This window comes from Pelorhabdus rhamnosifermentans, from assembly GCF_018835585.1.
In the GTDB taxonomy this organism is placed as follows: domain Bacteria; phylum Bacillota; class Negativicutes; order UMGS1260; family UMGS1260; genus Pelorhabdus; species Pelorhabdus rhamnosifermentans.
Map to the genome: position 1 here is coordinate 17,175 of NZ_JAHGVE010000023.1, position 20,347 is coordinate 37,521.

Below are 20,347 nucleotides of genomic sequence, written 5' to 3' on the forward strand. Positions count from 1 at the left end.
TTGCATTATAATGCAATTTATTCTAAAAGTCAATTGTTAACTTATTAAAGTTACGTGGTTTACAATTATGACTTTTTCCATTATAATGAATTCATACTACCGTGGGTATTATGCAAAATGTAATCGAAAAACTTACATTACGAGGTGGAAATGTTATGAGTAAAGGAATATTTATCACAGCAACTGGAACGGATGTCGGCAAAACTTATGTTACGAGCTTAATTGTAAAATTATTGCGTCAAAGCGGAATGAATGCGGGTTACTATAAAGCGGCCCTCAGCGGTGCAGATGTGGTGGACGGAGAACTTATACCTGGTGACTGTAAAGTTGTTGCTGATACGGCAGGACTTGCTGTTCGTCCGCAGGATATGGTTTCATATATTTACAAAACAGCTGTGTCCCCTCATCTTGCAGCGCAAATAGAGAAACAGCCAATTGAAACAGACGTCATACTTGCTGATTTTGCTAAGGCTAAACAGCAATATGACTATATCACGGTTGAAGGCAGCGGTGGTATTATTTGCCCCTTGCGGTTAGATGAAAAAGAGCTGATGTTGATCGACATTATTAAGCTTTTGAAACTGGATATAATTGTTGTGGCTTCTGCCGAACTTGGCACAATTAATAGCGTTGTATTAACCATAGACTATGCCAGAAGCAAAGAAATTCTAGTAAAAGGCATTATCTTAAACAAGTATGATAATGGTAATTTTTTACATAGAGACAATAAAAAATCCATCGAACGATTAACAGGTCTGCCCGTCATTACCTGCGTCGCCAATAACGATGAAAATCTCACACTAGATGCAAAAATTCTGTGTGAATGTTATAAGGAGGTCTAACCAATGAATTTAATTGAATTGGATTTAGAACATATCTGGCATCCATGCTCACAAATGAAAGATTACGAAGAACTTCCCCCCATTATTATTGATCATGCCAAAGGAATGTATCTGTATGATATTCATGGCAAGCGTTATGTTGATGTTGTCAGTTCTTGGTGGTGTAATCTATTGGGACACTGTAACGAACGTATTAACACAGCTGTGAAAAAACAGATCGACAAATTGGAACATGTTATATTCGCTAATTTTTCTCATGTTCCCGCTATTACTCTGTGCGATCGGTTGGTGCAGGTTCTCCCTGCGGGACTTACTAAATTTTCTTTTACCGATAACGGGTCTTCAGCAGTTGAAGCCGCTATGAAAATGAGTTTTCAGTATCATTATCAGACAGGCAATAGGCAGAAAAAAAAGTTTATGTCCCTGACCAATGCGTATCATGGTGAAACGGTAGGTGCTTTGTCTGTGGGTGGTGTTGATTTGTATTCCGAGATTTTTAAGCCGATGCTGCTTGATATGATTCATGTGGACGGGCCGGATTGTTATCGATGCCCCTATGGCAAGCAACGTGAAAGCTGCAATGCTGAGTGCTTTGAGGCAGCTGAGAAATGTTTTGCGCAATATGGACATGAGACTTGTGCCTTTTTGGTTGAACCGCTTGTACAGGGGGCAGCAGGCATGAAAATCTATCCGCCCATTTATCTCAAAAAACTTCGCCAAGCTTGTAATCAGCATAACGTTCATCTAATTGACGATGAAATTGCCATGGGTTTTGGCCGAACAGGCAAAATGTTTGCCTGTGACTATGCAGAAATTTCACCTGACATCATGTGTCTTTCCAAAGGGCTGACAGGCGGCTATTTGCCAATGGCATTGGTCGTAACGACCCAAACGATGTATGATGCATTTTATGCAGATTACGGTACGCATAAAGCGTTTATGCATAGCCATACTTATAGTGGTAATCCCTTGGCTTGCTCAGCGGCTGTTGAAGTTTTGGCCATTATGCAGGAAGAAGGCATTTTAACGAAGGCCAATCAAAACGCCGTGTATTTTACTCAGTTGATCTGTGAGAAGTTAAAGGACTATAAGTATGTTGGCGATATCCGCTCGATTGGCCTCATTAATGCCATTGAGTTGGTAGAAGACAAAGAAACGAAGCGCTCCTTTGATGGAAAACGCAGAATAGGCTACCAGATTTATAAAAAGGCTCTGGACAAAGGCGTTGTCCTCAGACCGATAGGAGATGTGCTGTATTTTAATCCTCCATTGACGATTAGCCGTACAGATATGGATTTTGTGGTACAAGTATGTGCGGACTCCATTCAGGAAATTTTAGGCTGATTCATGCTAATCATATAATATTTAACAAAAAATCCTGCAAAAAGCTCTTCAAGACATTTTGCAGGATTTTTTGCATTTTTGGGGTAATTGTTTTAAGGTAGATAAAGGATGAAACAGGGAGGGTAAATATGAAACTAACCGTTTTAGTTGATAATCATACGCTGATTGATAGATATTTTCAGGGCGAGCCCGGTGTATCGTATTTCATTGAGTGTGATGATAGAAAATACTTATTTGATACAGGATATTCGGGTATATTCCTGAGAAATGCCATTAAAATGGGTATTGATTTATTAACGTTAGATGGGGTAGTTATTTCACACGGGCACAATGATCACACATGGGGACTCAACGAATTAGTTAAACTATATTCTGAGGCAATAGCTGAAGGGCATCGATGTAAAAAACCTACCGTCATAGCTCATCCAGATGCATTTTTAGATAAGAATGTGGACGGGCTTGATGTGGGGTCCATGTTTTCTAGCAATCAATTAAAGAAGTCGTTTTCATTAGAGCTTGGGAAACAGTCTCTATGGCTTACTGATAGACTCCTGTTTTTGGGCGAAATCGAAAGAACTAATGCGTTTGAGGCAAGAACCCCAATAGGTAAAACACTGCGGGATGGCATTTGGGAAGATGACTTTGTACTGGATGATTCTGCACTGGTGTATCGGTCTAATCAGGGATTGATTATCATCACAGGATGTTCTCATGCGGGAATTTGCAATATGATTGAATATGCTAAAAAGATATGTCATGAGGAAAGAGTCTATGATGTTATTGGCGGTTTTCACCTGTTAAATCCCTCCCAAGATAAATTAAGTAATACCGTTGAATATCTTGCAAAATGCCAGCCTCACGCTATTTATGCCTGCCATTGTACTGATTTATATTCAAAAATAAGTTTAGCTCAAGCTATGAATGTTAAAGAGATTGGTGTAGGATTAGTATTGGAATATTAATGCATGAGGTTGCTAATCGAAAAAATACTGGTAAGGGATTTGAACACTTATAAGGGAGGTACTTCGGTTGAATGCACTGCAAAAGGTAGCGGCTTTTCTTTTTATCATTGGTTTGGAAAAAGGTAAAAAGATTATGGCCTTAATGGATAGTGATGAACTAAAAAATGTGCTTGCTGAGTTTGGCAAACTGCAGAGACTTTCGCAAAAAATGCAAGAAGGCATTTGGCATGAGTTTGAGCAACAGGGCTATGAAGAAGGGATGAATCCCGTGGAGACACTCTTTGTCTGTAGGCAATTCTTTAATGGCAGCAAAATGAGTGATATGGACAAAAGAAAAACTATCTTATCGAGATTTCACTAGAATAAAAATACTTGGAGGCATAGGAAATGGAAATATTGCCAGAAATAGTGAATCTACTCTTAGAAATTAAAGAGAAAAAACCGTTAGTGCATCATATTACAAATTATGTGACAGTCAATGATTGTGCTAACATGACCTTGGCAATCGGTGCATCTCCTGTTATGGCTGATGATATTGGCGAGGTGGAAGAAATGGTTTCTTTTGCTTCTTCCTTGGTTATTAATATAGGGACTCTAAATGCCCGCAATATTGAGTCAATGATAGTTGCAGGTAAAAGGGCGCGAGAAAAAAGGATTCCCATTGTTTTTGATCCAGTAGGAGTGGGAGCTACAAAATTACGCACAACTACGGCCAAACGAATTATCGAAGAAGTTTGTCCTACAGTCATTCGGGGCAATATGTCAGAGATCAAGATTTTAGCAGGTATGGATGCTGATATCAAAGGTGTTGATTCGGTTTCTGGTGAAGAGGATAGCGAAAAGGTGGCGCAACAGCTAGCTCAAAAACTTGATTGTGTAATCGCTATCACAGGTAAGCGAGATATTATTGCGCAAGGAGATAGAATTTGTCGCATTGATAATGGTCATGTGATCTTATCGCAGGTAACAGGTACAGGATGTATGGCGACTTCTTTGATTGCCTGCTTTTGCGGGATAGCACCCGATCCATTTATTGGGGCGGCCGCCGGCGTGACGGTCATGGGCTTGGCCGGGGAGTTAGCAAAAAAGTCCTTGCAGTCAGGAGAAGGTATTGGGATCTTCAGAGTCCGATTGTTTGATGCTGTTTGGTCCATGACTGAAGAAGACATACGAAAAGGGGGTCGCGTTATTTATGAGCAAAAGTCCCATTAACTATTCGTTATATTTAGTAACAGATAGAGATTTGTTGTACGGGAAAGATATTGTGGCAACAGTGGAACAAGCTATTTTAGGCGGCGTTACGATAGTGCAAATTCGGGAAAAGAGTTTATCCACGCGAGAATTCTTTCAATGTGCTTTATTGTTAAAAGGTATTACTGCAAAATATGGTGTTTCTTTTATAGTGAATGATCGAACTGATATTGCTTTAGCTATCGATGCCGACGGCCTTCATATCGGGCAGGATGATATGCCTTTGTCGGTGGCAAGAAGGTTACTTGGACCTAATAAAATAATTGGTGTATCTGCAGCTACGCTCAAGCAGGCTTTAACGGCTCAAGCGGGCGGTGCAGATTACTTGGGAGTAGGAGCAGTATTTCCTACGACAACAAAAGATGATGCAAGTAATGTAAGTTTGCAAATGTTACAAGAAATAAAGAGACAAGTAAATATTCCTGTTGTGGCTATTGGCGGGATTAATGAGAACAATATTAGTAAGGTAATGGCAACAGGAGTAGATGGTGCCGCAGTGGTATCCGCTATTGTTGCCGCTCGTGATCCCTATGGGTCTGCAAGAAAACTTCGCCAATGAAATATACCGCTATTTTTCTAATTCTAGATAAATAGCGGTTTCGTATTGTTTAGACCTGCAATTTACTTATAGAGATTATAAAATTGCAGTTGTTTAGTATATTTAAGTATTTTATCCATTTTGCAGGGGATTTTAAGTTCTTTGTTGTATTATACCTTAAAATACCTTGTGTATTTTTTTTGTGTTTTATACAAGTATTTTAAATATTATGTGTTGCATTATTATTTGGAGAAGAGGTGAACAAAGAAGTGCGAGGTGTCATCAGTTAACAAGATTCATTTTATATTGAGCAAACTTATTGAAAAATAGGGACGCAAAGCAATGGGTCTAAAGGCAACATGCCTATGACTGCCAGGCTACCAACGAAAAAGTATTGTTGTGGAAGGCAGGCCGAGTGCTTGTTTTTTTTTGATCATGTTAATTTAAAGGAGTATGTTGAGCGTGAAAATCAAAAGTATTCAAATTAAGTTATTAATGATTTTAGTTCCGTTATTTTTGGTGTTCTTGGGACTATTATCACTGAGTAGCTATTATTTTTCCAAGCAATCATTAACTGCCAGTGTCAATGAAACGGCTATGGCTGTAGGAACGGACTATGCCAATCGGGTGCAAGATGATATCGAAGTTTTGCTGGCTCGCCTAGATGGCGTGGCAAATCATCCTGCTTTACGTATAGGCAGTGATAAAGCTCAAATTATGCAAGTTCTACAAGAGGTAAAACAAGCTAATAATGGATTTGACGCACTCATTTTTATTGCTCCTGATGGTATGGGCGTGACTAGTGAAGGAACTATGGCGAATTATGGGGATCGGGATTATTTTAAACAAGCTGTATCCACCAAAAAGGCCGTTGTATCTAATCCTCTTCTGTCAAAATCAACAGGGAAACTGTCCGTGATGTTAGCTGTACCTGTGATGAACAATGGACAAATGACAGGTGTAACTATCGGCACGGTTTCATTGGAACGGCTCACGAATATGATAGGGGATCTAAAATTTCTTGAGACAGGTTATGGCCAGATTTCCGATGCCTCTGGTATGATCATTGCTCATCCCAAGCAGCCTGAACTTGTCGGAAAGTTAAATTTAATTGATAAAAAAATCAATTCTGAGTTGAATTTGCAACAAACGGAATTGGATGATCAACTAATTCAATTAATTAAGACGAGTCAGACAGGCAAACAAGTGAAAGGCAACTATACATTCGTTGATGGTATAGCAAGAGTTGCCGTAGCTACTCCAATCAATTTACCTGGCGGACAGCGCTGGGTCATGATGGTAGCGGCACCGCAGCAGGAAGCTACGCGTGCCACGAGTCATTTAGCATGGCTGATGCTAGGAATTTCCTTGGTATGTTTACTGTTGGCGGCAGGATCCATTGTGATTTTGGCAAAACGTTTTGCAGCTCCGATTACTCGACTGCGCGATGAGTGCTTGCTTTTAGCACAAGGCGATTTGCGTGAAAGAAAAATGCATATTACATCAGTGGATGAAATAGGCCAATTGGCACAAGGGTTTCGGGCTATGCAGAGAAATTTACGAGATCTTGTGGCAAAAATGAGTGCTCAATCAGAACATTTGGCGGCATCAAGCGAAGAATTGACAGCAAGTTCAGATCAATCGTCTCAGGCTGTTAATCAAGTCGCCGCTTCGATTACAGAAGTTGCGGCCGGAGCTAGCGAACAATTGGTGGTTGCCAATGAAACTGCTAGTGTAGTGGAAAAAATGACTGCTCATATTCAGCATGTTGCGGCAACAAGCAGTCAGGTAGCCGATCGTTCGGAGCAAGCTGCTGATAAAGCTGGTCAAGGCAGTGAATCTGTTAATGAAGCAGTAAACCAGATGGCACAAATTGAAGAAACCGTGAATACTTCGGCGAAGGTCGTAGCGGAACTTGGCGAAAAATCAAAAGAAATTGGTCAAATTGTAGCTACGATTTCCGGAATTGCCGGACAGACGAACTTGTTAGCGTTAAATGCTGCTATCGAAGCGGCACGTGCCGGTGAACAAGGCAAAGGTTTTGCCGTCGTGGCTGAAGAAGTCCGCAAATTAGCTGAGCAGTCACAAGCCGCCACAGAACAGATTTCATCTCTGATCGGTGGGATACAGGGAGAGACGGATAAAGCGGTTGCATCTATGGATGCCGGAACTCGGGAAGTCAAACGTGGAGCAGAAGTGGTCAATTTCGCTGGTCAGGCCTTCCAGGAAATTGTGACGCTCGTAGCGCAAGTATCTGAGCAGGTTAAGGAAAATTCTGCAGCTATTAATGAATTGGCAACAGCAAGTGAGAAAATTGTAAAAACAGTAGAAAAAATTGATCGGTTAAGTAAAAAAGCAGCGGGAGAAGCACAAACCGTATCGGCGGCTACTGAGGAACAATCAGCAGCTATGGAAGAAATTGCTTCATCTAGCCAAAGTTTAGCGAATCTTGCCATAGAGTTGCAAGAAGCAATTCGCAAATTTAGTATTTAAGTGCTGATAGAAAATAGTCCTTGTCCACAAAAATGGATAAGGACTATTTTTATTGACAAGCAGGGTCAGAGAAAGCTATAGTAATTATATACTACATTTGTAATCCTAGGAAGTGAAATTCATGAAAAAATTACCACAAATCTCTGATACGGAATGGCAAGTCATGAAAATATTATGGTCTAGCGCACCCATTACCGCTAATGAAGTTATTAAGAAATTTGATGGCGTTATGTCGTGGAAACCAAAGACAATTAAAACGCTGCTTGGGCGACTGGTCAAGAAACAGGCCATTGCGTTTAATAAGGATGGCCGGACATACGTTTATTACCCTCTCGTCGCAGAGGATGAGTGTGTAAAAGCGGAAAGTCAGTCTTTTTTAGAAAAGGTATTTTCTGGTGCCTTAAATGTGATGTTTGCTAATTTTCTGGAAGAAAAAGAATTATCAAGAGAAGAGATAGAGGAATTAAAGCGTATTCTAGATCAAAAGAAAAAATAAGGGAGAGCTCTTCATGGAACTGTATTCCTTTATTTCCTGGCTGCTATACTCTTCGCTCATGGGAAGCATTCTTATAGGGTTGATCATAGTCGTTCGCTGGGTGTTTGCAAACAGGATGAGTGCTAATTGGCAGTACTTAATATGGTTTTTGTTGATTTTGAAATTATTAATTCCTTATGCGCCTGAAAGCTCTTTAAGCGTGTTCAACATTTTTAGTCATCTAACCATCCAGAACTTGGCCGGGGATTACTTTAAAACTCAGGATAATGAGAAGACAGACCAGAATACAGAGAAAAAGTCGTCGATGATAGTGAATATTACTGATGATTATTCCTTATCGGTAACCAGGAATTTCCTTAACTTTAGAGATGTCATTGTATTTTTTGTTTGGTTAATTGGGGTAATAAGTCTAACTGTTTACACGATTCATTTGACGATCAAGCAGAAATGTATTATAAAGAAAAGCCTCAGAGCAAATGATAGCTGCGTTATCAACTTGCTTGAGGAGTGTAAGCACACAATGAACATCAAGGATAATCCCGTACTCATTGAATCACCAGTAATTCGAAGTCCGATGGTTATGGGAGCAATCCGGCCGCATATAGTACTTCCGACAGGCATTATCGGTCATTTAAGCCGGACGGAATTACGTTTCATTCTGTTGCATGAATTGGCCCATCTTCAACGTAGAGATCTTTACATCAATTGGATTATATCTTTTTTGCAAATTCTCCACTGGTTTAACCCCTTTATCTGGTATGCCTTTTATCAGATGCGACAGGATCGGGAATTAGCCTGTGATGCCTATGTTCTTTCCACTCTAAAACCCGATGAATATAAAAGCTATGGTGCTGCGATTATCTCTTTTCTGGAAAAATACTCATCTTCTGCTTATGATTACACGATAGCCGGGTTGGCAAACGGTAGCTCCCACATCAAGAAAAGGATGGTAATGATTGCCTCGTATAAGAAAGAGACTGCAGCGGGGGTTATCTGGGGAGTACTGCTGTTTTTACTTATGGGGTGTTTTGTGCTGACTAATGCGCAGGAAACATCCGGTGCAGCTCAAACAGGAAAATCATCGCAATTAAATCAAGGTACTGCCTATGAAGATTTGAGCAACTATTTCCAGGGATACGACGGAACTTTCGTTTTACTTGACATGGAAAAAAACCACTATCAGGTATATAATGACGCCAACAGTAAAAAACGTGTCTCTCCGAATTCAACGTATAAGATTATCAGTGCTTTAGTCGGTCTTGAGAACGGAGTTTTGACGGATGAAAATACTCAGTTAGAATGGGACGGAACTGTTTACCCAATTGAACGCTGGAATAGGGATCAGACACTATCTTCCGCAATTATCTATTCTGTAAACTGGTATTTTCAGAAAGTCGATTCAATTGTGGGCAAAACTAGAATTGAGGACTATTTAAAACAAATTGGATATGGCAACGATGATCTTTCCGGTGACATTCATGATTTCTGGGTTGAATCTTCATTGAAAATCTCCCCAATAGAACAGGTAGAAATGCTCAAAAATCTATATACTTATGAAATGCCCTTTGCTCGAAGAAACATTGACATCGTCAAAAAAGTAATCAAATTGTCCGAACAGGACAAAGTAATTTTATATGGGAAGACTGGCACTGGAATTGTGAACGGTAATAGCATCAACGGATGGTTTGTGGGATATGTGGAAAGCGAAGGTAAAGTCTATATTTTCGCCACGAATATTCAAGGAAAAGAGCGAGCAGACGGGGCTAATGCCAGAAATATAACGTTATCCATTCTTAAAGATAAAAATATTTTATAGAATCATAAATGAGCAAAAAACGTGAGGATAATTGCCTCACGTTTTTTCTTCCTTATTATAAGTTTTTGTCTATTGACAATTATAGATTACGAATGTAATATTTAATATAGACTACATTTGTAATCTATATTAAATGGTTGTGGCAAAAGGAGGACGTAGAATTTTATGAAAAGAATAATTATGCTGCTAATCACATTGACATGTTTCATTTCCATGGTAAGTGTGACTAATGCAAAAGACAAGGAGGAGCTTTATAAAGAAATCGTACATACTGTGGCTAAACAATTGATGCAACAATATGGTATTCCTGGTGCAGCTATTGCTGTGGTAGATGGAAATCAGACTTATACTTATTTTTTTGGCACTGCTGACGTTACAAGCGGTAAGGCTGTTACGGAAAATACTATTTTTGAAGTTGGTTCAGTTACTAAATTGTTTACAGCTTTGCTGTGTGCTGAAGCTGATGATAGTGGCAGTCTAAAATTAGATGATAAATTAATTAAATATTGTCCGCAATTTGCAGCAAATAAAACGTTATCACAAATCTCCTTCACTAATCTGCTTACGCACACAGCCGGATTTCCGTTGAACATGACTATAAATAATTTATCGGCATGGCAGTCGGAAAAACAAATAGGTAGTCAATGGCAGTATTCGAATGTTGGCTGTGGCCTAGCAGCCATAGCATTAGAGAATCAAAATAATAAGTCAATAAATGATTTAATTAGAGAAAATATCCTATCTCTGTTAGCAATGACCCCGTTAGGGTTGGAAATTTCTGAGAAATATCAGGACGATTTTGCGCAAGGTTATACGGGTGATGGTAAAGCGGCAGTTCACTACCTGCACGCCCAAGGACCTTTTCCAGGTGCCTGGGGGCTTAAAGCTACGATTTATGACATGACTAAGTTTGTGTCAGCGGCAATCGGCTTGCCTAATACACCGGAGAATATAAAAAAAGCGATGCGAAATACCCAAACGCCACGTGTTAGCGTTGGCAGTATGCAACAAGGTTTAGCTTGGCAGGTACATTCGTTGCAAGATGAAAATTTGCAACATGAACCGGAAAATATGAACTTGGAACCACTACCTGTAAATTGGCTACCTAAAGATAAACAACGATACCATGCAGATGTTTTGCTAGATAAAACGGGTGCAACTTCAGGATTTCGAAGTTATATTGCTGTTATACCTAGTGAGCAGCTTGGCGTAGTCATTTTAATGAACAAATATATTCCAAATGGTGCTATTGTAAATGCTGGCAGAATTATTGTTGGACTAAAAAAGCAACCTGAAAAAGATTAAGGTGCAAAAATTATCAAATACTGCAATCGAAACATAGAAAGAACTGTTTACCTGAGAGCGGGTAAACAGTTCTTTTACATTTTCTAATCTTTTACATTTTCAGTATTTCTAGCTTTAAACCTATCTTGCATAGCAGCTAGGCGTTGTCTATCCCTTTGTTGTTTCTGTAACTTTGCATGATTAACTGGTATTATTTTATCTCCATAATCAGCTTGTAATAATGTTTCAACTTCCTCTGTACTAAGAGTATAACTCTTTAAGTCATTTTTTATTTTTTCCATATTTCATCTCCCGTTCCATAGTAGTATATGCATTAAATCCATATTTTATTTACAATAGCGGATGGGCAGTACCTTATCAGCATAGTAATAAAGAGGTATGCCAACGTCATGAATTTGAATATGAGCAAAAGGAAAGAAGCTCAGATATTGCTAAAATGCCTACCTAAGTAGTAGGAATTTTATGTTTACTTTTGGTCACATTGTGGCATAGTTATTGAGCTTCAAAAGTTTTGACGCTAACCATTCACAATGGTCCCTCCGTTGACATGCATAATTTGTCCTGACATATATGACGAATCTTGTGAAGCTAAAAAAAGATAGGACGGTGCAACTTCGGATGGTTGCCCGGCGCGTTGCATGGGTGTATCTTGCCCAAATTTGACTACATGCTGTTCATTGAATGAGGCTGGTATAAGTGGTGTCCATATTGGCCCAGGAGCAACTCCGTTGACACGGATACCCGTTCCAACAAGTGATTGTGACAGTGAACGGGTAAAGGTAACGATAGCACCCTTACTGGCAGCGTAGTCCATCAAAAGCTTGTTTCCTTCATATGCGGTAATTGATGCTGTATTGATGATGGTGCTCCCACTTTTTAAATGAGGTAATGAGGCTTTGGTGAGATAAAAGCAGGAAAAAATATTGGTGCGGAATGTCCGTTCCAACTGTTCAGCAGAAATATTCTCAAGCGTTGTTTGGACATGCTGCTCAGCGGCATTGTTGATGAGAATGTCAAGATGACCCAGTTCTTTAATCACTTGATTTACTGCTTGTTGGCAAAATTGTTCATTTCCAACATCGCCAGCAATGAGAAGGCAACGTCGGCCTAGTTTTTCGATATCACCTTTAGTAATATTGGCATCATCATGCTCATTGAGGTAGATGATGCCGATATCAGCCCCTTCCTGGGCGAACAATAAGGAAACAGCTCGTCCAATTCCGCTGTCGCCGCCGCTGATTAACGCTACCTTTTGTCTTAATTTACCGCTAGGTATGTAACTTGGATTAATGGAAATCGGACGGGGGTTCATGGTTGTTTCAATACCTGGTTGCTGATTCTGGTGTTGGGGCGGGAAAGAAAATTTATTTGTCTGTTGACTGTTATTATCCATTTTTATACTCCTTTGTAGTGAGAATTTATATTGTTTTTAATATACCCCTAGCTTAGTTTAATAAAACATGAAAGATATAGACAGCTCATTGACTCTTAACCTTTGCGTATAGGGGATAAGACTTCCCTTGCCATTACTATATAGATAAGTGAACAAACCATGATTGTTAAAAAATTTCGAATATTGCAGGAAACGAGGTAGTAATTATAGTATAGATGTATATATTAAATATTTCGGTTTTGGTATATTCATGTTTAATAGGGTTTTCGCGGGAATGCATCAAATATAATATCCCATGAGGAGAAATAGAGAACGTATGCAAAAACATGGGGCAGTTACCAACGAAGTGTTAAATACTACTTATAGGCTGTTTGTCGAAGGCATTAACCAACCTTTATATTGTTCTGCTTGTCAAACTGTGCTTGAGGCATTAACCAGCAAGGGCATTTTTTTAGAAGCTAACTGTGGTGGCAGAGGGTCTTGTGGTAAATGCAAAATTCTAGTGCTTGATGGGCAAGTCAACGGTCCGGACGGGTTACCCGCAAAACCGCTGCAAAATAATACCCATCTGGCTTGCCGAATTTATCCTGCCAGTAACCTTATTGTCAGAGTAAAACAGATTCAAGTAAGCGCTAAAGGAACTGTGGCGACAGTATTCGCAGCGGATGGTCCACCGTTAGTGAAAAAGATTATTGTGATTCCAGTATATCCTACAGTATCAGACCCCTGTTCGCTACAAGAGTTGTTCGGTCATTCGCTGCCAACTTCAATTGGTGGTTTAGACAATATCTGTTTATTGCAACAGTTTGGTCAGGTGATGGATAGGACTCCTGAGCAAATGACGGTTATCATGATAGGTAATGAGATTATTGCAGTTGAAGCAGGTAATACTACAAGTTCCTTGTTTGGCCTGGCTTTTGATATCGGGACGACAACCGTTGTAGGGATGCTGGTTGATATTAACGCTTACAAGGTTGTTGCTACTTTTTCAGAAACAAATCCGCAAGCTGCTTTTGGCGCGGATGTCATTTCCCGAATTAATGCTGCCAAGACTGACACTGGCCTCGCGGCACAAACCAGAGCTATCAGGCAGTGTTTAGACCGGATAATCGGAGAGCTTTGTGCTGCAGCCAAAGTTGATAGGCACCAGATTTATGCCGCTACCATCGCTGGTAATTCGACGATGATGCACTTATTGCTGTCTATATCACCATTGAGCCTGATTCGTCAGCCATATGTCGCCGCATTCAAGACGATTTCGCCTTTTGCTTCGAAGAAAATTGAGCTGGATATCAACCCTAATGCCAAAGTAGTTTTGCTGCCGAATATCACCAGTTTTATTGGAGCTGACACCACAGCGGCTATTCTTGCCGTTGGCCAGGATATTTCATCTGATCCCTTATTAATAGTAGATTTAGGAACAAATGGTGAAATTGTTCTTGGAAATCGAGAAAAGATATTCACCTGTTCTACCGCTGTCGGGCCTGCTTTTGAGGGCGCACATATTCGTGACGGAATGCGAGCCACTGTCGGGGCGATTGAAGACGTGGTCATTGACGCAGATGTTCAGGTTAAGACAATTGGCGGCCACAAGCCGGTTGGAATTTGCGGTTCGGGCATCATCAAGGCTATCGCCCAACTACTTAAAAAGAAAATCATTACCACCAGTGGTCGGTTTAATTGGCAAATTACCGAAGTACTGCCGCCGAATTTGGCCCAGCGGCTAATAAAGAAGGGAGCTCAGTGGGAGTTTGTTCTGGTCGAAGGGAGAAATAGTGCCACTGACGCTGATATCTCGGTTACTCAGGCCGACATCCGGCAAATTCAGCTTGTAAAATCGGCCATCTGTACAGGTATTCAGGTGCTCATAGGCAAGTCTTTACCGATTGGCGAAATGCCAGTTTTCCTGGCCGGGGCTTTTGGTAATTATATTGATGTCGAAAGCGCTATAACCATTGGTCTGTTGCCTGGTTTTACGCGAGAGCAGGTTCGGTCTGTAGGGAATGCCGCCGGAACGGGAGCGATCCATACGCTTTTATCGCAGCGTAAACTAAAAAGGTGTTGGCATATTGCGAATGAGATCGACTATGTCGAGTTGGCGGCTGAGCCCGATTTTCAAAAACAATTTTTAGCCAATCTAGTATTTCCTGAAATGAGTTGATGACTATGACTGACTCTGTTTACGGTAGGATTGTACTTTCGATTAAGCACGATCTTTAATAGGAGGAATAGTGTTTGGTATGTCTGAAGTTGGAGGAAAAGAGTATGACATTTGATTTTGATGCGTTAATTCAGGACGCTTTAGCTTTAAAGGCAGATCATGCCGCAATTATCGAGGTATCTGCTATTCGATTCGTCGAAGATTTCCGAAAAGCTTGTGAACAGAATACCTGTGGAAAATATAATACCAACTGGGTGTGCCCTCCTGCAGTTGGTTCTTTTGATGAATTAAAGGCTAGGGCTTGCCAATTTAAACAAGGTCTGTTGTTTCAGACGGTCTATCAGTTGGCGAAAACTTTTGATTGGAAAGGCATGATGGCCGCGAAAAAAATCTGTGATGGAGTATTCCGGGGAATTCTGGACAATGTAAAACATAAGCACAATCTACAAGATATTCTCGCACTAAATGCCGGATCATGTGCGGGTTGTCCAAGATGTGCTTATTTAGACAAGGAAAAGTGCAGATTTCCCGATCAAGCCTTTGCTTCAGTTGAAGCCTATGGAATTGATGTCATTAATATGGAAAAGGCTTGTGGAATTCCCTATTACAATGGAAAAAATACGGTTTCATACGTCGGTCTTATTTTATTTAATATAGGTCCAGAATACACCAAAGATTGATTCTTTTATCTAACGTCAGTACAATACAATTGTAGTTGCTAACGGCTATAATTGTACTTTTTAGTGAAAATACCCTGACTTTTTTAAAATTGAGTATTGCAGGAAAACAGATAACAGCTATAATATAGTTGTATATACGAGGTAATTCTGGCACCACTAAGCGAAATATAGAAGACATATGTAAAAAATGGTAATTAGCAATGAAATGTAGCTAAGTAGAAAGAGCACGGTAGCCATTGTTTTGTTGCCCAGTTTTACGAGGGAATAGACCGGGTTTGCGGGAATGCTCTAAACACCGCTCTAATTTATGCGTTTTTGTCGCAGCATAAATTAGAGCGGTGCTGGCGTATTGCGAACGAGATTGACTATGTTGTCGATTTGGCTGCTAAACCCGATTTAAAAAAGAAATGATTTTTAGCCAATCTAGTATTTCCTGAGGTGGTTTGATGACAAAAATTAATAGGCGAAATTTTATTCCCGCGTATTATCAACTTGCTGACGATATTAAGCGCCAAATTGAAATAGGTAAGCTAAAAGACGGGGATATGATTTCGACTGAAGAACAACTTGGTGAACTCTACGGTATCAGTCGGATGACTGTACGACACGGACTGTCTTTATTAGCCGAAGCCGGATTGATCGAAACCATAAAGGGAAAGGGGACTTTTGTTCACCCCCCCAGGTTGAACCAATTCCTGATCGATTTACCCAGTACGGCTGATCGTTCAGAACAATATCGGTATAAGTTACTGGAAGTTAAATTTGTTCGCGACAATAATAATCGCTATGTTCAAGAACTGGGGCTTGCGCCCAACGCTAAAGTCATCCTGTTGAAGCGTATTTTGTATAAGAACGATATTCCAGTGGCTATTGAAAACAAATACCTGTCCTATTTGCGAGGTACGCCACTACTTGAGGTCCAACTGGAATACGCCGATTTTCCGGAAGTAGTAGCTAAGCATCAAGAGACTGTGCCAGTACGAAATGAAATGATAATCACAGTCGATGTCATAACTCCCGACCAGGCCGAATTGTTGCAGATTGAACCAAATGTCCCGGCCCTGATGATCAAGCAGGTGATTTATTCCAAGGATGACAAGCCCCTCGGAATATCGCATATGGTTTGTAATAAAGACCGGTTTCAACTTAAGGCGACATCCTATCCTCATTTCTGAGGGACCGGTAGTTATAGCTGGCCAGAGTCTGTGAAATGAACTGCTGGCGATCAAGGAGATAGGTTAAAAATAGCGGATAGACTCCTAGCAGTCTATCCGCTAAAATAATTCGAGAAATCAATATTGAGAAAGGGTACTTTTTTGCTTTTCTCTAGAATATTAATGATTTATCAGCAAATGTTAAAAAAAATTCAAAAAATAATATATATCTTAGCAGGAATTCAAAAATAATTAAAGAACAACTTATATATATGGTTGTATAATAATGGAAATGATTAGTTAGAAGTTTTTTTATTAAATATTAATGTATATACATCTAGATTATAATCGTAATCAGATATTCTTATAGAAAACAGCCAGCATTAAAAAGTAAATACTCGTGCCATGAAGGCAATTGTTTTGGCTAGTGATTCTCACTATGCTAATCTTCTTATTTCCCACAGGTGATCGACCCGTAACGATTTTGCCGGAGATCGCTAAATTGGCGTATGTAGTTTTAAACGATTATGAGTGCTCATTTCTATTTCGGGGGTTGATCTAGAAAACTAAATACGTTTGCCCTGAAAAAGCACAGAAAATTCAATAAAATACCGCATTGAAAAGTAATAACAATATATTCGCAGCCTTGGGAACTGATGTAATTTATTTATCCTTTTCATGGAGTAATCACAGAATTAAACGATTATCTGGGAGGTGAAAAGATGGGTTCTGTTTTAGTAATTGGCGGTGGTTTGGCGGGATGTACCGCAGCGATTGAGTTAGCAGAAAACAACAGAGAGGTTATTATTGTGGAAAAGTCCGCTGCAATAGGGGGGGCTGTCCGATATTACGGTTGTTTAGCTACAGATCGCTGCAATCATTGTGGGCTTTGTCTTGTCGGTGAGTTATGGAAACGGGTAGAGGAGCATGAGAATATAACAATTTTAAATAATTCGCAAATAAAAGACATTCTTGGGACCAAAGGCAGTTATAAAGCTGTTCTTAAAAGCGAGAAAGGCATAGAAAGGGTTTGTGATATTGCAGCAGTTATTGTTTCGATAGGATTTGATCAGGTTGATGCAAAATTGACTGGAAGCTTTGAATCAGGAGATTTCAATAATGTATTTACTGGCAAACAGATGGATCAACTCTGTGCCAATCGGAGCAGGGACGGTCTATTTAAACAAGCTCCTCACAGCGTTGCCTTTATACAGTGCTATGGCTCAAGAGATATAAAACAGAAAGCAGCCTATTGTTCGAGAGTATGCTGTAATTATTCAACAAAAGTTGCTAAGGTATTGAAAAACTATTATCCGGAAGTCCGAATTGTATTTTTTTACATGGACTTACAGCAAGTTGAAAAGGGGGAATATTTCGAAAGCTTGTCAAAACTGGGTATTGAATTTATTAGATGTCGACCCGTGCGGTTTAAACCCAACAGTCCTGGAACTATTATATATGAAAGACCGGGCTTTAAGGGAATTATTGAGGAGAAATTTGATTTTATCGTGTTATCTGAGGGAATACATCCGTCAAGCGATGCCGATATGATTGCGGAAATCTGTAATTTGGGTTTGGATGGAGCCGGATTTTTAAAATATATAGCAAGTGGCGATACAACAGGAATCTATATCACCGGTTGCGCATCAGGACCAAAGAAGATTGAAGAATCTTATGCGGATGCTTTACAGACGGCAAGAGAAATCGTTGCGGCAGTGACTACCTAAGTAAAATACCATTGAAATTCCGTTTACAATCTAACGAACAAAGTTTATGGAGGATTATATGAACATTGCAATTGTGGGTAAAAGTGGTGTTAATAAACTTTTATATGACCAGTTTCTGGCAGAAGGGTATACACCGATTTTGATAGAGAATGTCAATGAAGTGGTAGCCTTACATGGCGAAGTTGGGGCTTTTTCAATTTGTACATTACAGGGTACTTTGGAAGTAAGCTGTATTGTCTTTGCCGAACAGGCAAAAACCAGTAAGTCCTATGGAGAAAATCAGGAAGGACAGACTCCACTCCCTACTATTTCATTGTTAGAAGCGAATTACAATCGACTTTGTGAAAAAAAGAACATGCCGATTGTATTTTTAATGGATTATCCAACAGAATCTCCGGCATTCATGACCAGAATTGCAATTGCCAAAGCCCTGAAAATAGCAGGAAAAAGAAGAACTGTAATTTATTTAACCCGCTTTGTGAGAACAGCGGAAAAAGGGCTGGAAAACTTATATAGCCAGGCAAGAATTGCCGGGGTTGTCTTTGTCAAGTACAACAAATTTTCAGCAGAATATAATTGGGAAGCAGATATGTTCACTTTACAGATCTCTGATGGCTATGAAGACTTGACATTAAATACAAGCGCTTTAATTTCCTCAGATAAGATAATGATCAATGAGAGTATTGATAAGGCCGCCAGCGTACTAAAGCTAAAAAGTGTTCAAGGCGGAGTTATTGACAACAACAGAAGTTTCCTTTTCCCGGATTATACGAACAGGAAGGGAATCCATGTTTTTAGTTATGCTGACAATGAATTTCAGGGCGAAGAGCTGGCGCTTCGCATTAAGAGTATCGTATCGAATGTGAAAAATGACTTTAATCATTTAACAAATCATCCCTATGCGCAAGTGGATCCGACAAAGTGTACTGTCTGTTATACCTGTTACAGAGTCTGTCCACACGCTGCGATGGTTTTAGACAATGAGATTTCAGCAATGAAAAATCTACAAAATAATTGTTATGCTTGTGGCATCTGTGTTTCGGTTTGCCCGGCAGGCGCAATCAGTATTATAAAGAATGATAAAGTGGAAAAAAGTAGTAGTAATAAGACAGGAAAGCTCAAGATATTTTGCTGTGAGAACTCCGGTGAAATTGCTATTCGAAAGCTATATAACCAGCTTTTGAACGATTTTGAAAGCATTGATATCACAGCGATCGTTTGTGGCGGGGATTTAAGCGCTGCAATGATTTTATCTGCTTTACAAGATTATACAAAAGTTTTAGTTGCGGTATGCATTGATGAAGCGTGCCAACATTTTGAGGGAAATCAACGAGCCGTTAAGCAGGTAGAAAGAGTAAAGGGAATGCTCGATGCTGCCGGAATGGACACGGCAAATATTGAGGTTGTAAAGTTGTCTAATGCCATGCCACAGGTCGTTTTCGATTATATAAGTAGCATGGTTTGAGATTGACTATTTTATTTATAGAAGGGGATTGTTACTTTGATCATTGCAGAGCAAAAACCTTTTGAAGAAATAATAAAATGGCTGGACGGCTATAAGAAAGTCTTAATAGCAGGCTGTGGAACCTGTGTAACCGTCTGTATGGCAGGTGGCGAAACAGAAGCATTGAATCTGGCGTCTTTATTGGAATTGGCAGGTAAAAAGAATAATTCCAATTTGGAAATAACTGTTGTGACACCGAAGCGGCAATGCGATAGGGAGTTTTTGGATGAAATTGCTGCGGCAGTTGACAAGTCGGAAGTTGTTTTATCTATGGCCTGTGGCGCCGGTATTCAATTTATGGCGGAAAGATTTAGCAGTAAACTTGTACTACCCGCTGTGAATACAAAATTTATTGGTGTAACACGAGAGATTGGAATCTGGACGGAAATGTGCCAGGGTTGTGGCGAATGTGTACTTGAAAAGACCGGTGGTATTTGTCCGGTAACACGCTGTTCCAAGAGCCTGTTCAACGGACCATGTGGTGGTTCTTCCGAAGGAAAATGTGAGATTAATTCTGATACTGACTGTGGATGGCAGCTGATTTATAACAAGCTGAAAGAATTGGGCAGACTTGATAAGCTCAATGAAATAATCGAACCCAAGGACTGGAGCAACAGTCGTGACGGCGGACCACGGAAAATCGTCAGAGAGGACGTCATTATTTAGGGCTAACTAAATAGT

18 protein-coding genes and 1 riboswitch are annotated in these 20,347 nt (G+C 39.9%); of the genes, 16 read left to right on the plus strand and 2 right to left on the minus strand.

From position 1 onward, the window contains the following. The first annotated feature begins 155 nt into the window (after nucleotides 1-155). The 10 genes from bioD (at nucleotide 156) to Ga0466249_RS20405 (ending at nucleotide 11,047) form a co-directional block, all read left to right on the plus strand. The gene (bioD, locus tag Ga0466249_RS20360; RefSeq protein WP_215831330.1) at nucleotides 156-842 is read left to right on the plus strand and encodes a dethiobiotin synthase; all 687 of its coding nucleotides are present in this window, start codon (nucleotides 156-158) and stop codon (nucleotides 840-842) included. A gap of 3 nt (nucleotides 843-845) precedes the next feature. Then, entirely contained in the window at nucleotides 846-2,186 is a 1,341-nt protein-coding gene (gene bioA / locus Ga0466249_RS20365; protein ID WP_215831331.1) for an adenosylmethionine--8-amino-7-oxononanoate transaminase, read from the plus strand. A 128-nt stretch (nucleotides 2,187-2,314) separates the two neighbouring features. Further along, on the plus strand, nucleotides 2,315-3,148 hold the full coding sequence (locus tag Ga0466249_RS20370; RefSeq protein ID WP_215831332.1) for an MBL fold metallo-hydrolase: 834 nt from the start codon (nucleotides 2,315-2,317) through the stop codon (nucleotides 3,146-3,148). A gap of 67 nt (nucleotides 3,149-3,215) precedes the next feature. Continuing rightward, nucleotides 3,216-3,509, plus strand: coding sequence for a hypothetical protein (locus tag Ga0466249_RS20375; protein WP_215831333.1), 294 nt, complete (start codon nucleotides 3,216-3,218; stop codon nucleotides 3,507-3,509). A gap of 26 nt (nucleotides 3,510-3,535) precedes the next feature. Next, on the plus strand, nucleotides 3,536-4,360 hold the full coding sequence (gene thiM, locus Ga0466249_RS20380; RefSeq protein WP_215831334.1) for a hydroxyethylthiazole kinase: 825 nt from the start codon (nucleotides 3,536-3,538) through the stop codon (nucleotides 4,358-4,360). After that, nucleotides 4,341-4,958, plus strand: coding sequence for a thiamine phosphate synthase (thiE, locus tag Ga0466249_RS20385; RefSeq protein WP_215831335.1), 618 nt, complete (start codon nucleotides 4,341-4,343; stop codon nucleotides 4,956-4,958). Before thiM ends, thiE begins: the two co-directional genes overlap by 20 nt. A gap of 278 nt (nucleotides 4,959-5,236) precedes the next feature. Then, nucleotides 5,237-5,322: riboswitch (cyclic di-GMP riboswitch) on the plus strand. Nucleotides 5,323-5,399: 77 nt separating this feature from the next. Continuing rightward, the gene (locus Ga0466249_RS20390) at nucleotides 5,400-7,430 is read left to right on the plus strand and encodes a methyl-accepting chemotaxis protein (RefSeq protein ID WP_215831336.1); all 2,031 of its coding nucleotides are present in this window, start codon (nucleotides 5,400-5,402) and stop codon (nucleotides 7,428-7,430) included. A gap of 121 nt (nucleotides 7,431-7,551) precedes the next feature. Then, entirely contained in the window at nucleotides 7,552-7,926 is a 375-nt protein-coding gene (locus Ga0466249_RS20395; protein ID WP_215831337.1) for a BlaI/MecI/CopY family transcriptional regulator, read from the plus strand. Between the two features lie 13 nt (nucleotides 7,927-7,939). Beyond that, on the plus strand, nucleotides 7,940-9,742 hold the full coding sequence (locus Ga0466249_RS20400; RefSeq protein WP_215831338.1) for a BlaR1 family beta-lactam sensor/signal transducer: 1,803 nt from the start codon (nucleotides 7,940-7,942) through the stop codon (nucleotides 9,740-9,742). A 165-nt stretch (nucleotides 9,743-9,907) separates the two neighbouring features. Continuing rightward, nucleotides 9,908-11,047, plus strand: a complete 1,140-nt coding sequence (locus tag Ga0466249_RS20405; protein ID WP_215831339.1) for a serine hydrolase — start codon at nucleotides 9,908-9,910, stop codon at nucleotides 11,045-11,047. An 83-nt stretch (nucleotides 11,048-11,130) separates the two neighbouring features. On the opposite strand, the gene Ga0466249_RS20410 is transcribed toward Ga0466249_RS20405, so the two are convergent. Both Ga0466249_RS20410 and Ga0466249_RS20415 read right to left on the minus strand, forming a co-directional pair. Next, nucleotides 11,131-11,328, minus strand: coding sequence for a hypothetical protein (locus tag Ga0466249_RS20410; RefSeq protein ID WP_215831340.1), 198 nt, complete (start codon nucleotides 11,326-11,328; stop codon nucleotides 11,131-11,133). Nucleotides 11,329-11,564: 236 nt separating this feature from the next. After that, nucleotides 11,565-12,440, minus strand: coding sequence for an SDR family oxidoreductase (locus Ga0466249_RS20415; RefSeq protein WP_215831341.1), 876 nt, complete (start codon nucleotides 12,438-12,440; stop codon nucleotides 11,565-11,567). A 316-nt stretch (nucleotides 12,441-12,756) separates the two neighbouring features. Between Ga0466249_RS20415 and Ga0466249_RS20420 the strand changes: the two genes are divergently transcribed. From Ga0466249_RS20420 to Ga0466249_RS20445, 6 genes are all read left to right on the plus strand, one after another. Next, nucleotides 12,757-14,601, plus strand: a complete 1,845-nt coding sequence (locus Ga0466249_RS20420; protein WP_215831342.1) for an ASKHA domain-containing protein — start codon at nucleotides 12,757-12,759, stop codon at nucleotides 14,599-14,601. 104 nt (nucleotides 14,602-14,705) lie between these two features. Next, nucleotides 14,706-15,281 (plus strand): DUF2284 domain-containing protein, encoded by a 576-nt coding sequence (locus Ga0466249_RS20425; RefSeq protein ID WP_215831343.1) that lies wholly within the window; start codon nucleotides 14,706-14,708, stop codon nucleotides 15,279-15,281. A 446-nt stretch (nucleotides 15,282-15,727) separates the two neighbouring features. Next, complete coding sequence (locus Ga0466249_RS20430) at nucleotides 15,728-16,456, plus strand: GntR family transcriptional regulator (protein WP_215831344.1); 729 nt, start codon at nucleotides 15,728-15,730, stop codon at nucleotides 16,454-16,456. Between the two features lie 701 nt (nucleotides 16,457-17,157). After that, on the plus strand, nucleotides 17,158-18,162 hold the full coding sequence (locus Ga0466249_RS20435) for an FAD-binding protein (RefSeq protein ID WP_215831345.1): 1,005 nt from the start codon (nucleotides 17,158-17,160) through the stop codon (nucleotides 18,160-18,162). Between the two features lie 58 nt (nucleotides 18,163-18,220). Next, nucleotides 18,221-19,627: a hydrogenase iron-sulfur subunit gene (locus Ga0466249_RS20440; protein WP_215831346.1), complete on the plus strand. Its 1,407-nt coding sequence runs from the start codon at nucleotides 18,221-18,223 to the stop codon at nucleotides 19,625-19,627. Nucleotides 19,628-19,663: 36 nt separating this feature from the next. Further along, the gene (locus Ga0466249_RS20445) at nucleotides 19,664-20,332 is read left to right on the plus strand and encodes a methylenetetrahydrofolate reductase C-terminal domain-containing protein (RefSeq protein ID WP_215831347.1); all 669 of its coding nucleotides are present in this window, start codon (nucleotides 19,664-19,666) and stop codon (nucleotides 20,330-20,332) included. Nucleotides 20,333-20,347 lie beyond the last annotated feature (15 nt).